Raw genomic sequence first — 13,001 nt, 5'->3', positions numbered from 1 at the left:
CGCTCACGAACGCCGCCCGCTCACGGACGCCGCCCGCTCACGGACGCCGGCCGCTCACGGACGCCGGCCGAGCAGCCCGCGGCGCTCCGCCACCACGCCCAGCTGGAAGCGCGTGTGCACGCTCAGCTCGTCCATGAGCGCGGCCACCCGGCGCCGCACCGTGCGCACCCCGAGCCCGAGGTAGCGCGCGATCGCCTCGTCCTTGAAACCGCTGGCCAGCAGGGTGAGCAGCCGGGTCTCGGCGTCCTGCTCGAGGTCCTGGTCGGGCACGGGCAGGCCGCCGGCCCAGGCGTCGTCGAACACCGCCGTGAAGGCCGCCACGAGCAGCTGCGAGCGCAGCGTCACGGCACTGGTCGCCGGCTCCCCCCAGGTGGCCGCCGCGAGCACGACGTCCGCACCGAACACCGCGAACTCGGCCGGCACCGACTCCACCATGCGCTGCCGCTCGCCCAGCGCCGCCCACTCGCGCACCCACGCGAGGCGCTGGGCGTCGTCCAGCACGCTGACGGGGTAGATCGAGCGCAGCTCGCGGCCTTCGCGCATCACCTCGCGGGCTCGCTTGTCGACGCCCGCGTCGGTGGCCGGGCCGGCCGCGACGGCGAGGTGGAACGACCGGATCGGCCCGGTGGTCGAGGTCAGCAGGTCCTCGACGAGCGCGGCCACGCCGTCGGGGGGCACGACGTCGAACGGCGCCGACCCGAACCCGGCTTGACCCACGTCGGTCTGGCCGGCGCGGTGCTCGGCGGAGAAGTCGCTGACCGCCGCGGCCACTTCGTCGAGCTCGCGCCGGCGCAGCTCGAGGTGGACGCTCTCGCGCTCGATGAGCCGGTTGAGCGTGCGGCGGGGGTGCGGCGCGGCCAGCGTGTCGTCGAGGTTGTGCCGCACGAGCCGGTGCTCGCGCAGCGGGCGCAGCGCACCGTGCAGGTGGTCGACGTCCCAGCCGAGCGTGGCGGCGTACTCCGGCACGGTCTGGCCGTCCTGGCGCAGCACCAGACGGTAGAGCACCTCGGAGTCCGGTCCGATCCCGAAGGTGCCCAGGACCGTGCTCATGCAAGCACCCTGCGGTGCGTGATCTTGACATCACTGAATGTCATGGTTGGCATCTTACTGCCAATGGCAGGTAAGGGACAGACAGATCGCCGGAGAGCGTGCATCATCGTGGGTGGGCGAGGACGCGGCCGGGGCAGGGGTCGGCCGCGGACTCGGGCCACTCAGCGGGACATCAAGGGACGTCGGCACCGGGCAACGCCGCCGTCCAAGGGGCTGGGTCCGGGGCGCTGAGTGGTCAGGGTGGTACGACGTCGAGGGCGTCGCGGTCTGTGGGGGACCGCGGCGCTCTCGCGCGTGCGGGCTCAGCCGAGCTGCTGCGCGGCGGAGGGATCGCAGTCGCGCAGGAAGGTCGCGCAGCGTTCGGCTTCGCCGTCCTCGCCGATCGTGGCGGCGGCAGCGCCGAGCGCGTGCAGGGCCCGCAGGAACCCGCGGTTGGGTTCGTGCTGCCACGGCACGGGGCCCTGCCCGCGCCAGCCCGCGCGGCGCAGCGCGTCCAGACCCCGGTGGTACCCCGTGCGCGCGTAGGCGTAGCCCTCGATCGTCCGGCCCCCCGCCAGCGCCTGCTCGGCCAGCACCGCCCACGGCAGGCTCGCAGCGGGGTGCTGTGCGGCGAGGTCGACGGCCGGCGTGCCGTCCGCGAGGGCCGCCGCCACCGTGCGCTCGGGCTCGTCGGGCAGGTGGGTGGGCGCGATGCCGAGCAGGTTGTCGTGGCTCATGCGCTCATCCTGTCGCAGCCCTCACCCCCGCGCCCGGCCACCTCTCCCCCCGTTGATCACGTTCAGTGGGTGACACTCCGCTTGGCGAGGGTTGCACCCCTCGACAAGCGGGCTGAACCCTCGGGAAGAACCCTCGAGAAGAGCCCTCAGACGAGGCCGAAGAGCACCCGCGCGCGGGCCATCGCCTCCAGCAGCCGATGCCGCACCAGCGCGTGGTCGCGCAGCTCCGCCCACGTGAACCGGACGACGATCCAGCCCGCCCGCTCGATCGCCAGCTCGCGTTGCCGCTCGCGCCACGCGACGTCCGACGGCGACTCCCCCGGCCGCACCAGCCGCCCGTACTTGATGCGGCCGTCGAACTCACCGACGATGCGCCACCGGGTCCAGGCGAAGTCCACCCGGGCCTCACCTCGGTCCGTGGTCATGTCGAGCTGCAGCTCGTTCGGGTCGAGCCCGATGTCGTGGAAGACCAGCCGGGCGAGGCTCTCACCTGCGGACTCAGCCCGACCGTCGGCCAGCGGCAGCAGCCGCGACGCCGATCGGGCGCCCGGCCAGTCCATGCCGGCCTCGAGCTGTCGGCGCAGATCGGCGGACGTCGTCCCCCGACGCAGTGCAGCGTCGGCCACGACGAGGGCCGAGCCCGGCGCCGCCACGCGCGCGACGTCGAAGGCGGTGCGTGACAGGCTCAGCGCGGGGAGGTCGCCGGCCCTGGTGAGGTCGCCAGGGGGCACGGTGCCCATGTGGTGCCACACCTTCGACTCGTGCCGACCGCTGCCCTCGCCGTCCAGATGCGTCACGTGCACCTCGCTGAGGTCGAGCTCGTGCAGCGGGAGGTCGTGCAGCACGGCCGAGGTGGTGTGGCTGAAGGCGTGGCGGGCGGTCAGGGTGAGGTGGGCGGCTCGCGCGGCGAGGACGTGGCGCGCCGCCTCGTCGCTCGCCTCGTGCACCTGGCGCGTGGTGTAGGCGCCGCGCCGCAACCGCACCCACTCGGCGCGCGCCACGCGAGTGGTGATCTCGCGGTGGCTCAGGCCGGCCGCGACGGCTTGCGCCGTGCTGAACACCGACCCCTGCTTGACGAAAGCGGACGACAGGGACGGCGGGAGCTCGATCGAGACGGTGCGCATCGAGGCAGCGTGACGGCGCGAAGCCGGGGGCCGCCGTCCGGGCGTCGGCGCCTGTGGACAAGCCAGCGGCCCGCCGTCCCTGTGGACGACGGGCCGCGGGGGACTTGTCGAGGGGTCCGTCCGGTTGTCGAGGGGTGCAACCCTCGGCAAGCGGAGTGTCACCCACTGAACGTGATCAACGGGCGGCCGCTCAGCGCTGGCGCTGCCCCGCGCTACGCAGGTGCTGGCACGCCTCGACGACGCGCGCGGCCATGCCGGCCTCGGCGGCCTTGCCCCAGGCGCGCGGGTCGTACAGCTTCTTGTTGCCGACCTCGCCGTCGACCTTCAGCACGCCGTCGTAGTTCGTGAACATGTGCGCGGCGACCGGGCGGGTGAAGGCGTACTGGGTGTCGGTGTCGACGTTCATCTTCACGACGCCATAGTCGACGGCGGCCGCGATCTCCTCGGCCAGCGACCCGGAGCCGCCGTGGAACACCAGGTCGAACGGCTTCGACCCCTCGGGCAGGCCCTTGGCCTTCGTGACGGCGTCCTGCGCCTGCTTGAGGATCTCGGGGCGCAGCTTGACGTTGCCCGGCTTGTACACGCCGTGCACGTTGCCGAAGGTCAGCGCGGTCATGTAGCGGCCGTTCTCGCCGAGGCCGAGCGCCTCGGCGGTGGCGAGCGCGTCCTCCGGCGTCGAGTAGAGCTTGTCGTCGATCGCGCCGACGACGCCGTCCTCCTCGCCGCCCACGACGCCGACCTCGATCTCGAGGATGATCCGCGCGGCCGCGGCCTGCTCGAGCAGCTCGCGGGCGATCTGGAGGTTCTCCTCCACCGGCACGGCCGAGCCGTCCCACATGTGCGACTGGAAGAGCGGCTGCTCACCCCGGTCGACGCGCTCCTTCGACACCGCGAGCAGCGGCCGCACGTAGCTGTCGAGCTTGTCCTTCGGGCAGTGGTCGGTGTGCAGGGCGATCTGGACGTCGTAGTGCTTGGCCACCTCGTGCGCGAACGCCGCGAGCGCCACCGCCCCGGTGACCATGTCCTTCACCGTCGAGCCCGAGAGGTACTCGGCGCCTCCGGTGGAGATCTGGACGATGCCGTCGCTCTCGGCCTCGGCGAAGCCGCGCAGCGCCGCGATGAGCGTCTGCGACGACGTCACGTTGATGGCCGGGTAGGCGAACGAGCCGGCCTTGGCGCGGTCGAGCATCTCGGCGTACGACTCGGGCGTGGCGATGGGCATGGGCGCTCCTCGGATGTCGCTCAGCGGGACCTGGCGCCAACCTACCGGCTCGGCCGGAGCCGAGGGGATGTCGAGGGTTCCGGCCACTTCTCGAGGGATGCAACCCTCGGCAAGCGGTGTGTCGCCCACTGAACGTGATCAACGGGAGAGGGCGCGTCAACGGGAGAGGGCGTCGGCGAGCTTGCGGCAGGCGATCTGCACGGGGTCCCACACCGGTGAGAACGGCGGCGCGTACGCCAGGTCGGCGGCAGCGACGTCGTGCGCGCCGAGCCCCGACCACAACGCCATCGCGGCGACGTCGATCCGCTTGCCCGCGCCGCGCCCACCCACGATCTGGGCGCCCAGCAGGCGCCCCGTGCCGCGCTCGCCCAGCACGCTCACCGTGATCGGGTCGGCCTCGGGCATGTAGCCGGACGCCGTGGTCGACCGCACCGTCACCTGCTCGACGTCCCAGCCGTGCCGGCGCGCCCAGTCGGCGAGCACGCCGGTGCGCGCCACCTCGGCCTCGCCGGCGCGCGTGATCGCGGTGCCCACCGAGCCGGCGAAGCGCGCCGAACCACCGCCGATGTTCGTGCCCGCGACGCGGCCGGCCTTGTTGGCGTGCGTCCCGAGCGGGGTGTACCAGTACTGCTCGAGCACGCGGTCCCACACCTCGCAGCAGTCGCCGGCCGACCACACGCCGTCCGCGACGCGCTGAGTGTGGTCGGGCACGAGGCCGCTGTGGTCGCCCACCCGCAGGCCGGCGGCGGTGGCCAGCTCGACGCGCGGGCGCACCCCCACCGCGAGCGCCACGACGTCGGCGCGGTGCTCGTGGCCACCGATGCACGCCGTGGTCAGCTCGCCGGCGCGGGACTCCACGCCCTCGACCTCGGTGCCGCACACCACCTCGACGCCGAGCCGCTCCAGCCCCTCGCGCACGAGCGCGCCCATGGCGGGGTCGAGCGACGACGACATGGGTTCCTCGCCGCGCGTCACGAGCAGCGTCTGGACGCCCCGCCGGGCGAACGCCTCGGCCGCCTCGACCCCGATGAACCCGCCGCCGACCACGATCGCGCGGCGGGGCGGCTCGCCGTCGCGTCCGGCCAGCAGCGAGCGCCAGGTGGCGCCGTCGTCCAGGGTCTTGACGGGGTGGACGCCGGGCAGACCGCGCGCCCAGTCGGGCCACACCTCGGCGGCGCCGGTGGCGAGGAGGACGTCGTCGAAGCCGACGCGCTCGGTGCGGCCGCTGTCGAGGACGCGCACCGCCACCTCGCGGCGGTCGAGGTCGAGCTCGGTCACCTCGGTGCGCAGCCGCAGGTCGATGCCGTTGGCCCGGTGCTGCTCGGCCGTGCGGGCGACCAACGCGTCCGCGGAGTCGACGTCGCCGGCGACCCAGTAGGGGACCCCGCACTGGCTGTACGACGTGTGCTCGCCGCTCTCGAACGCGATCACCTCGAGGCGCTCACCTCGGGCGGCGGCCACGCGCAGCGCCTGGCTCGCCGCGCTCATGCCGGCGGCGTCGGCGCCGATCACCACCAGCCGCCTCGCCCCGCCCCTGCCCGCCGTCCGAGTCATGGCCGCGACGCTAGCGCCCGGCCTGCCACGATGGCCTCATGAGCACCCCCAAGCCGGTCGACTGCTGGCTCACGGACATGGACGGCGTGCTGGTGCACGAGCAGCACCCGATCCCCGGTGCCAGCGAGTTCATCGAGGCGCTGCGGACGTCCGGCCGGCGCTTCCTCGTGCTCACCAACAACTCGATCTACACCCCACGCGACCTGCGGGCTCGCCTCTCCCGCAGCGGGATCGACCTGCCCGAGGAGTCGATCTGGACGTCGGCCCTGGCCACCGCGCAGTTCCTCGACACCCAGCGGCCGGGCGGCACGGCGTACACGATCGGTGAGGCCGGGCTCACCACGGCGCTGCACGACGTCGGCTACGTGCTCACCGACCGCGACCCCGACTACGTGGTGCTCGGCGAGACCCGCACCTACTCGTTCGAGGCGATCACGCGGGCGATCCGGCTGATCGAGGCGGGCGCGCGCTTCATCGCCACCAACCCCGACCCGACCGGTCCCTCGGCGGAGGGGTCGCTGCCGGCCACGGGGTCGGTGGCGGCCCTGATCTCGCGGGCGACCGGCGTCGAGCCCTACTTCGTCGGCAAGCCCAACCCGCTCATGATGCGCAGCGCGCTCAACCGGATCGACGCGCACTCGGAGTCGACCGTGATGGTGGGCGACCGCATGGACACCGACATCGTCAGCGGCCTCGAGGCCGGCCTGCGCACCGTGCTCGTGCTCACGGGTTCGACGCGGGCTGAGCAGGTCGAGCGGTTTCCCTACCGGCCCACCCGCGTCGTCGACTCCGTGGCCGACCTCGTGCCGCTCGTCCAGGAGCTCACCCCGGGCGACTGAGTGCCCCTCACACGAGGGTGGGGTCGGCCTCGACGACGCCATCGGCGTGGACGGCGAGCGCCGCGTAGCCGACCTGACGGCTGACCCACGCGACGGCGTCCGCGCCGCGCACGAACGCCGCCGTGGCGAGCACGTCGGCCCACATCAGGGACGCTCCCACGACGGTCACCGCGAGCAGGGACGCCGGACGGCCGCCGTCGCGGGGGTCGACCAGGTGGGCCCCGCGGGCCGCTGTGCCGGACGTCGCCACCGCGCCCACCGAGCGCTCGACCACGAAGAGGACGCGCGAGCGGTCACGCGGGTCCTCGATGCCGATGCGCCAGGTGCGCGGTGCCTGCCCGCCCACCACGACGTCGCCACCGGCGTTAAGCGAGTACGCGAGGCCGGGCACGGCGTCGAGCACCCGCGCGGCCCGGGCGGCGGCCCACCCCTTCACCAGGCCGGACGGGTCGAGCACGCGGCGTCCGTCGGCGCCCGGCAGGTAGGCGTCGAAGAGCCCTCCGGTGCGCTCGCGCGCGAGGTCGCACAGCCGCAGCACCTCGTGGACGTCGGGCGAGGCGTCGGCGAGGTCGAGTCGGCCGTCGCGCAGCCGCATGACCTCGCTGTCGTCGCGGTAGGTGGTGAAGCGGGCGTCCGCCTCGTGCAGCAGCGCGAAGACGTCGGCGACCGCCTGCAACGTCGCCGGGCTCTGGGCCTGCGGGCCGTCGAGGTGCAGGCTGACCGGCAGCCCCATCACCTGCTCGACGACGGCGCGGCGCGTCATGCGTCAGCCCAGGTGCGCGGCGTCGATGGCCGACTGCAGCGACTGCAGGTACCCGTCGCTGGTGACCGTCGCGCCCGACACGGTGTCGATCTGGGCACTCTGCGCCTGCACCACCTCGGAGTTCAGCACCGGCACGGCGTAGGAGTTGATCTCCTGGTCGCGCGGGTTGTCCTGCGGCACCTGGACGACGTCCGCTGCGGTGATCTTGCCGCCGGAGACGATGATCTGCACCTGCACCGGCCCCCAACGGGTCTGCACCGTGTCACCAGTGAAGGTGCCGTCACCCGAGCCGGCCGAGCCGGACGACCCGGCCGCACCGGCCGACCCGGACGACCCGGACGCCGCCCCGGCCGCCCCGGACGCCGTCCCCGTGAGCCCCACGGTGCCCGCGGTGCCGGCGCGGCCCGACGCGAGCGACGTCCCGTGCGAGGTGGGGTAGACGAACAGCACCGCGACACCGAAGGCCGTGGCACCCGCGGCACCGAGCAGCCGACGGCGCGAGACGCCCCGCTCACGGGCGGCCACCGCAGCGGGGTCGTAGGTCACCATGAGAAGCGCTCCAGGTGGATGTGGTGGTCGGGGACGCCCACCGCGCGGGCGGCGTCACGGGCGGCGAGCATCCACGGCTCGGCGCCGCAGAGGTAGACGTCCTGGTCGGCGACGTCGGGCACGAGCCGCAGCAGGGCCTGAGCGTCAGAGAGGTGCTTGGCCTGCTCGGGCAGCCAGGTAGCGCGGTCGGGGATGCGTGGGCCGAGCACCCACAGCAGCCGCACGCCGCGCTCGCGGCCGATGGCTTCGAGCTCCTCACGCAGCACCAGCCCGCGCTCGTCCGACGCCCGGAAGATGAGGGTGAGGTCGCCCGGTGCGGCGTCGAGGTCGTCGAGCAAGGCGCGCAGAGGCGTGATCCCGATACCGGACGCCATGAGCGTCACCTTCGGTCGCAGCCGTTGCTCGGCGGTGAGTCGGCCGTACGGCCCCTCGACGAGCACCTTCGTGCCGGGCCGCAGCCGAGCCAGGCGCCCGTCGGCCTCGCGCACCGTGATGCGCAGCGTGTCGCCGGCGGGGGCCGCCGACAGCGAGTACGGGTGGGCCCGCGTCCAGCCCGGGCCGTCCAGGAAGCGCCAGCTGAAGAACTGGCCGGCCCGCACGGGCAGCCGGTGCAGGTGCCGGCCGCGCAGGTGCACCGAGACGACGTCGGGCCCCTCGACGACGACCCGGTCGACCACGAGCCGGTGCCGCCACGAGCGCAGCAGCGGCAGGCCGAGCCGGAAGGCGAGCACGGAGCCGAGCGCGATACCCCAGACCGCCCACCAGTAGGCCCGCGCCCAGGGGTGGGTGATGAACTCCTGGCCGGTCCACAGCTGGTGGGGCAGCGCGAGCCCGGCGCCGACATACGCGTACAGGTGCAGCAGGTGCCACGACTCGTAGCGCAGGCGCCGGCGGGCGGCGCGCAACGACGTCACCACCACCATCACCAGCGCGACGAAGCCGGCGAGGGCCAGCAGCATGCCCGGGTAGGTGACCACCACGGCCCACGTCTCGGCGAACAGGCCGGTGCGCGCTGCGGCGGCGTACCCGATGAGGATGAGGACGACGTGCGCCAGCATGAGGGTGAACGACGTGAGGCCGGCCAGGCGGTGCCACCGCGCCAGCTCGTCCTGGCCGTAGCTGCGCTCGACGAACGGCACGCGAGCCATCATCAGCACCTGCAGCAGCATGAGGTCGGCCGCGACGAGGCCGGTCAGGCGCCCCAGGGACGTCGCCACCGCACCGGGTGCCGACACCTCGCTCAGCCCTCCACCGGCGATCCACAGCAGCACGACGGCGGCGAGGCCGGCCCAGGCGAGCGCCGCCGCGACGTCCCGCCACCACCCCGGCGTGGCCCGCACGACAGGGCGCGTCGCGGGCACCGCTGCGAGCAGGTCGTGGCTCATGCTGCGGAGCCTGCCCCCTCAGACTGCAGCCGCACCGTGAGCAGGCTGGGTGTTGCCTGGGAGCCGCGAGGCCGGCCCACGCGGCCGCCAGGTGCTCGCGGGTCGACCCGTCCGGGCGCCGGTCGGCTCCGAAGTGGTTGGATGCCGGGTGGCCCGCGTCACAGACGAGGGCACCCGGGCGCCGCAGGTGCGGCGCCACGGGACCGCAAACAGAAGGGGCACGAGGTGCGGCTGAGGGACCAGCTCGACGGTCGGCGCATCCTGCTCACCGGCGTCACCGGCTTCGTCGGCGAGGCGCTGCTGCAGCGCCTGCTCACCGAGATCCCGGGCGCCCAGCCGGTGGTGCTCGTGCGGCCCAAGGCCGGGCAGGCGGGCCGTGACCGCGTCGCCGGGCTGCTGGCCAAGCCGACCTTCGCGTCGGCGGCCTCGCGCGTGGGCGGCGTCGAGGCGCTGCTCGCCCGGGTCGGCGTGATCGAGGGCGACCTCGCCGACGTCCCCGAGCTGCCGAGCGACCTCGACGTCGTCGTGCACTGCGCGGGCGACGTGTCGTTCGACCCCCCGATCCAGGACGCCTTCACCACGAACGTCGTCGGCACCCACGGGCTCGTCAAGCGGGTGCTCGAGGCGAGCGCCCGGTCGGTGACACCGATCCACTACGTGCACGTCTCGACGGCGTACGTCGGCGGCCGCCGGCGCGGCGCCGTGCCCGAGCGCTCCGTGGCGCACGACGTCGACTGGCGGGTCGAGCGCGACGCCGGCCTGCGGCTGGCCCAGCAGATCGAGGACGACTCGCGGCGCCCGGACGTGCTCGACCGGCTGAGCACCGAGGCCGAGCGAGAGCACGGGCGCGCCGGGCCCATCACGTCGGCGCAGGACGCCGAGCGCCGCCGCCGCGAGTGGGTGCGGACGCAGCAGCAGCAGGCCGGCGGTGAGCGCGCCCGCAGCCTGGGCTGGACCGACGTCTACACCTTCACCAAGGCGATGGGCGAGCGCGTCGTCGAGGAGCTCACCTCGGGGACGTCGAAGGACGCGCCCGGACTGCCCGCCGTCCCCGTGAGCATCGTGCGCCCGAGCATCATCGAGTCGGCCCTCACCTGGCCCCACCCGGGCTGGATCGAGGGCTTCAAGATGGCCGAGCCGATCATCCTGGCCTACGGCCGCGGCGAGCTGCCGGAGTTCCCCGCCGCGCCGGACTCGGTCGTCGACATCGTGCCGGTCGACCACGTGGTCAACGCGATCCTCGCCGTGTGCGCCACCGACCCCGAGCCCGCTGCGCCGCAGTACTTCCACGTGTCGTCCGGCGCGCGGAACCCGCTGACCTTCCGCCGCCTCTACGAGCTGGTGCGCGAGTACTTCGACCGCCACCCGTTCGACCTCGGCGAGCGGGGAGCCGTGCCGCTGGCGACGTGGCGGTTCCCTGGCTCGGAGCGGGTCGAACGCGTTCTCGTGCAAGGAGAACGCGCCCATCAGCTGGCCGACCGCGCCCTCGGCCTGTTGCCGCGCAGCGACCGCGCGCGCGAGTTCTCGCGCGAGCTCGACCGCACCAAGCGCCGGCTCGAGTTCCTGCGCCGCTACCTCGACCTCTACCGCTCGTACACCCAGGTCGAGCTGCAGTTCGTCGACGACAACACGCTGGCTCTGCACCGCGCGCTCGACCCCGCCGACCTCGAGCTCTTCGGCTTCGACACCGCGGTGGTCGACTGGACCGAGTACATCCGCGACATCCACTGCCCGAGCGTCACCGAGCCGATGCGCAAGTACGACGTCATCCGCAAGAAGCGGCAGGCGCAGGGTGACCCCAAGCCGCGCCGGCTCGACGGCGACCCGTCGGGTGTGCTGGCGGTGTTCGACATGGACGGCACGCTGCTGTCGAGCAACGTGATCGAGACCTACCTGTGGCTGCGGCTGCCCGAGCTCGACGGCATGGGTCGCGTGCGCGAGATCGGCCGTCTGCTGCAGCGGATGCCGCGCTACATCGGCGCCGAGCGGCGCGACCGCGGTGGCTTCCTGCGCGCGGTCTACCGCCGGTACGCCGGCGCCGACCTGCACGAGCTCGACACGCTCGTCGACGAGGTCATCGCCCCGCACGTGCTCGAGCGGGTGAGCGGGGCCGCGCTGCGGCGCATCCGCGAGCACCGCGCGGCCGGGCACCACACGGTGCTGCTCACCGGCGCCGTCCGGCCGCTGACCCGTCCGCTCGAGCCGCTGTTCGACCACATCGTGGCCGCCGAGCTCGCCGTCGACGAGCGCGGCCGGGCCACCGGGTTCCTCGCCAGCCCGCCGCTGGTCGGTGAGTCGCGGGCAGCCTGGCTGGTGCGCTACGCCGAGGTCAACGGGTTCGACCTGTCGCGCTCGTACGGCTACGCCGACAGCCACTCCGACCTGCCCCTGCTGCGCGCCGTCGGCAAGCCCACGGCGGTCTCCCCCGACGTCGCGCTCTACCGCGCCGCACGCGCCGCCCGCTGGCCGGTCGAGACGTGGCGGACACCGCCTGCGACCTCGCGCGGGCGCGTGCCCGACGTCCGGCACGACACGACGGGAGTGAGCCTGCCGTGATGCTGGCGCTCGAGATGTTCCGCTCGATCCCGCGGTACGCCGCGGCGAAGGCGGTGGGTGGTCGCGTGCCCGGCCTGCTCGTGGGGCCGATGGCTCCGGTGCGGCTGGTGACGCGCGACGAGCCGGTGGTGCGGCGTGCGGGCTGGGCGCAGGTGCGTCCGCTGCTGTCGGGGATCTGCGGGTCCGACCTGGGCGCGGTGACCGGGTCCACCTCGCTGTACTTCTCGGCGCTGGTGTCGATGCCGTTCGTGCCGGGGCACGAGATCGTCGGCGAGCTGGTCGAGGACTGCGACGACCTCCCGCGGGGCACGCGCGTGGTGATCGACCCCGTGCTCGCGTGCGCCGCCCGCGGGGTCGAGCCGTGCGAGCCGTGCCGCACCGGGCGCACCAACCTGTGCAACCACGTCACCGTGGGCCACGTCTCCCCCGGGTTGCAGACCGGCTTCTGCCGCGACACCGGCGGCGGCTGGGGCGAGCGCCTCACCGTGCACCGCTCGCAGCTGCACCCGGTGCCGGACGGCCTCTCCGACGAGCGGGCCGTGCTCGTGGAGCCGCTCGCCTGCGCGGTGCAGCTCGCTCGCAGGGCGCAGGTGCCGGCCGGTGGCAGCGTGCTGGTTTCGGGCGCGGGCGCGGTCGGCCTCTTCGCCGTCCTGGCCCTGCGTCACCTCACCGACGCCGGACGCATCACGGTCATCGCCAAGCACGGCCGGCAGGAGCAGCTCGCGCGAGCGTTCGGCGCGAGCGACGTCGCCGCTCCCAACGAGGCCATGCGTGCCGTACGGCGCACCACGCGCGCCCTTCGCGTTGCGCCAGAAGGGCTTCCGGGCCCGGCGTCCCGCCTCAGCGGCGCCACCGAGATGCTGCTGGGGGGCGTCGACGTCGGCATCGACGCGGTGGGCTCGACGTCGTCCCTCGACACCGTGCTGCGCTCGACCAAGGCGGGCGGGCGTGTCGTGCTCTCGGGCATGCCGTCGGCCGCCGACCTGTCGCCGGCGTGGTTCCGCGAGCTGGAGGTCGCGGGGACGTACGCCTCGACGGGCGACGCCTTCGACGTCGCGATCCAGCTGGCGCAGGAGGCACCGCTCGACGACGTCGTCGGCGGCCGCTACCCGCTGCACCGCTGGCGCGAGGCGCTCGACCACGCCCAGTCCGCCGGCCGGCTCGGCACCGTGAAGGTCTGCTTCGACGTCCGGAGCCGCGCGTGAGCACCACTGACCACCCGACGAACCGCTTGTCGCACAAC

At 74.0% G+C, this 13,001-nt stretch carries 11 protein-coding genes; 3 read left to right on the top strand and 8 right to left on the bottom strand.

Going from position 1 to position 13,001, the window contains the following annotated elements:
• Positions 1–54 precede the first annotated feature (54 nt).
• From ASD06_RS17975 to ASD06_RS17955, 5 genes are all read right to left on the bottom strand, one after another.
• Positions 55–1,050, bottom strand: coding sequence for a response regulator transcription factor (locus ASD06_RS17975; protein WP_056680862.1), 996 nt, complete (start codon positions 1,048–1,050; stop codon positions 55–57).
• 302 nt (positions 1,051–1,352) lie between these two features.
• Positions 1,353–1,766: a DUF3151 domain-containing protein gene (locus ASD06_RS17970; RefSeq protein ID WP_056680859.1), complete on the bottom strand. Its 414-nt coding sequence runs from the start codon at positions 1,764–1,766 to the stop codon at positions 1,353–1,355.
• Between the two features lie 146 nt (positions 1,767–1,912).
• A complete protein-coding gene (locus ASD06_RS17965) occupies positions 1,913–2,890 on the bottom strand; it encodes a type IV toxin-antitoxin system AbiEi family antitoxin domain-containing protein (RefSeq protein WP_056680856.1) in 978 nt (325 codons plus the stop codon).
• Between the two features lie 190 nt (positions 2,891–3,080).
• Positions 3,081–4,112: a class II fructose-bisphosphate aldolase gene (gene fbaA / locus ASD06_RS17960; RefSeq protein WP_056680853.1), complete on the bottom strand. Its 1,032-nt coding sequence runs from the start codon at positions 4,110–4,112 to the stop codon at positions 3,081–3,083.
• A gap of 156 nt (positions 4,113–4,268) precedes the next feature.
• Positions 4,269–5,666 carry an FAD-dependent oxidoreductase gene (locus ASD06_RS17955; protein WP_056680849.1) on the bottom strand — a complete coding sequence of 466 codons (1,398 nt, stop codon included), beginning with the start codon at positions 5,664–5,666 and terminating at the stop codon, positions 4,269–4,271.
• A 38-nt stretch (positions 5,667–5,704) separates the two neighbouring features.
• Here ASD06_RS17955 and ASD06_RS17950 point away from each other — a divergent pair, with 38 nt between their 5' ends.
• Positions 5,705–6,505 (top strand): HAD-IIA family hydrolase, encoded by an 801-nt coding sequence (locus ASD06_RS17950; RefSeq protein ID WP_056680846.1) that lies wholly within the window; start codon positions 5,705–5,707, stop codon positions 6,503–6,505.
• 7 nt (positions 6,506–6,512) lie between these two features.
• Here ASD06_RS17950 and ASD06_RS17945 read toward each other — a convergent pair whose 3' ends face one another.
• Genes ASD06_RS17945 through ASD06_RS17935 form a run of 3 tightly spaced genes read right to left on the bottom strand, consistent with a single transcriptional unit; the run spans position 6,513 to position 9,202 of the window.
• Entirely contained in the window at positions 6,513–7,268 is a 756-nt protein-coding gene (locus ASD06_RS17945; RefSeq protein ID WP_056680843.1) for an FAD:protein FMN transferase, read from the bottom strand.
• 3 nt (positions 7,269–7,271) lie between these two features.
• Positions 7,272–7,817, bottom strand: a complete 546-nt coding sequence (locus ASD06_RS17940; RefSeq protein WP_056680840.1) for an FMN-binding protein — start codon at positions 7,815–7,817, stop codon at positions 7,272–7,274.
• On the bottom strand, positions 7,811–9,202 hold the full coding sequence (locus tag ASD06_RS17935; protein WP_082538183.1) for a ferric reductase-like transmembrane domain-containing protein: 1,392 nt from the start codon (positions 9,200–9,202) through the stop codon (positions 7,811–7,813). Before ASD06_RS17935 ends, ASD06_RS17940 begins: the two co-directional genes overlap by 7 nt.
• Before the next feature lie 225 nt (positions 9,203–9,427).
• Here ASD06_RS17935 and ASD06_RS17930 point away from each other — a divergent pair, with 225 nt between their 5' ends.
• The gene (locus ASD06_RS17930) at positions 9,428–11,758 is read left to right on the top strand and encodes an SDR family oxidoreductase (protein WP_056680835.1); all 2,331 of its coding nucleotides are present in this window, start codon (positions 9,428–9,430) and stop codon (positions 11,756–11,758) included.
• Positions 11,758–12,963, top strand: coding sequence for a zinc-binding dehydrogenase (locus tag ASD06_RS17925; RefSeq protein WP_056681284.1), 1,206 nt, complete (start codon positions 11,758–11,760; stop codon positions 12,961–12,963). Before ASD06_RS17930 ends, ASD06_RS17925 begins: the two co-directional genes overlap by 1 nt.
• Positions 12,964–13,001 lie beyond the last annotated feature (38 nt).

Origin of the sequence: Angustibacter sp. Root456, assembly GCF_001426435.1 — a bacterium.
GTDB lineage: Bacteria > Actinomycetota > Actinomycetes > Actinomycetales > Angustibacteraceae > Angustibacter.
This window is presented reverse-complemented; position numbering and strand designations above follow the sequence as displayed.

What these genes read in the sequence shown, in the direction of transcription:
- ASD06_RS17975 (WP_056680862.1), bottom strand. Translation starts at nt 1,050, where the DNA reads ATGAGCACGGTCCTGGGCACCTTCGGGATCGGACCGGACTCCGAGGTG.
- ASD06_RS17970 (WP_056680859.1), bottom strand. Translation starts at nt 1,766, where the DNA reads ATGAGCCACGACAACCTGCTCGGCATCGCGCCCACCCACCTGCCCGAC.
- ASD06_RS17965 (WP_056680856.1), bottom strand. Translation starts at nt 2,890, where the DNA reads ATGCGCACCGTCTCGATCGAGCTCCCGCCGTCCCTGTCGTCCGCTTTC.
- fbaA (WP_056680853.1), bottom strand. Translation starts at nt 4,112, where the DNA reads ATGCCCATCGCCACGCCCGAGTCGTACGCCGAGATGCTCGACCGCGCC.
- ASD06_RS17955 (WP_056680849.1), bottom strand. Translation starts at nt 5,666, where the DNA reads ATGACTCGGACGGCGGGCAGGGGCGGGGCGAGGCGGCTGGTGGTGATC.
- ASD06_RS17950 (WP_056680846.1), top strand. Translation starts at nt 5,705, where the DNA reads ATGAGCACCCCCAAGCCGGTCGACTGCTGGCTCACGGACATGGACGGC.
- ASD06_RS17945 (WP_056680843.1), bottom strand. Translation starts at nt 7,268, where the DNA reads ATGACGCGCCGCGCCGTCGTCGAGCAGGTGATGGGGCTGCCGGTCAGC.
- ASD06_RS17940 (WP_056680840.1), bottom strand. Translation starts at nt 7,817, where the DNA reads ATGGTGACCTACGACCCCGCTGCGGTGGCCGCCCGTGAGCGGGGCGTC.
- ASD06_RS17935 (WP_082538183.1), bottom strand. Translation starts at nt 9,202, where the DNA reads ATGAGCCACGACCTGCTCGCAGCGGTGCCCGCGACGCGCCCTGTCGTG.
- ASD06_RS17925 (WP_056681284.1), top strand. Translation starts at nt 11,758, where the DNA reads ATGCTGGCGCTCGAGATGTTCCGCTCGATCCCGCGGTACGCCGCGGCG.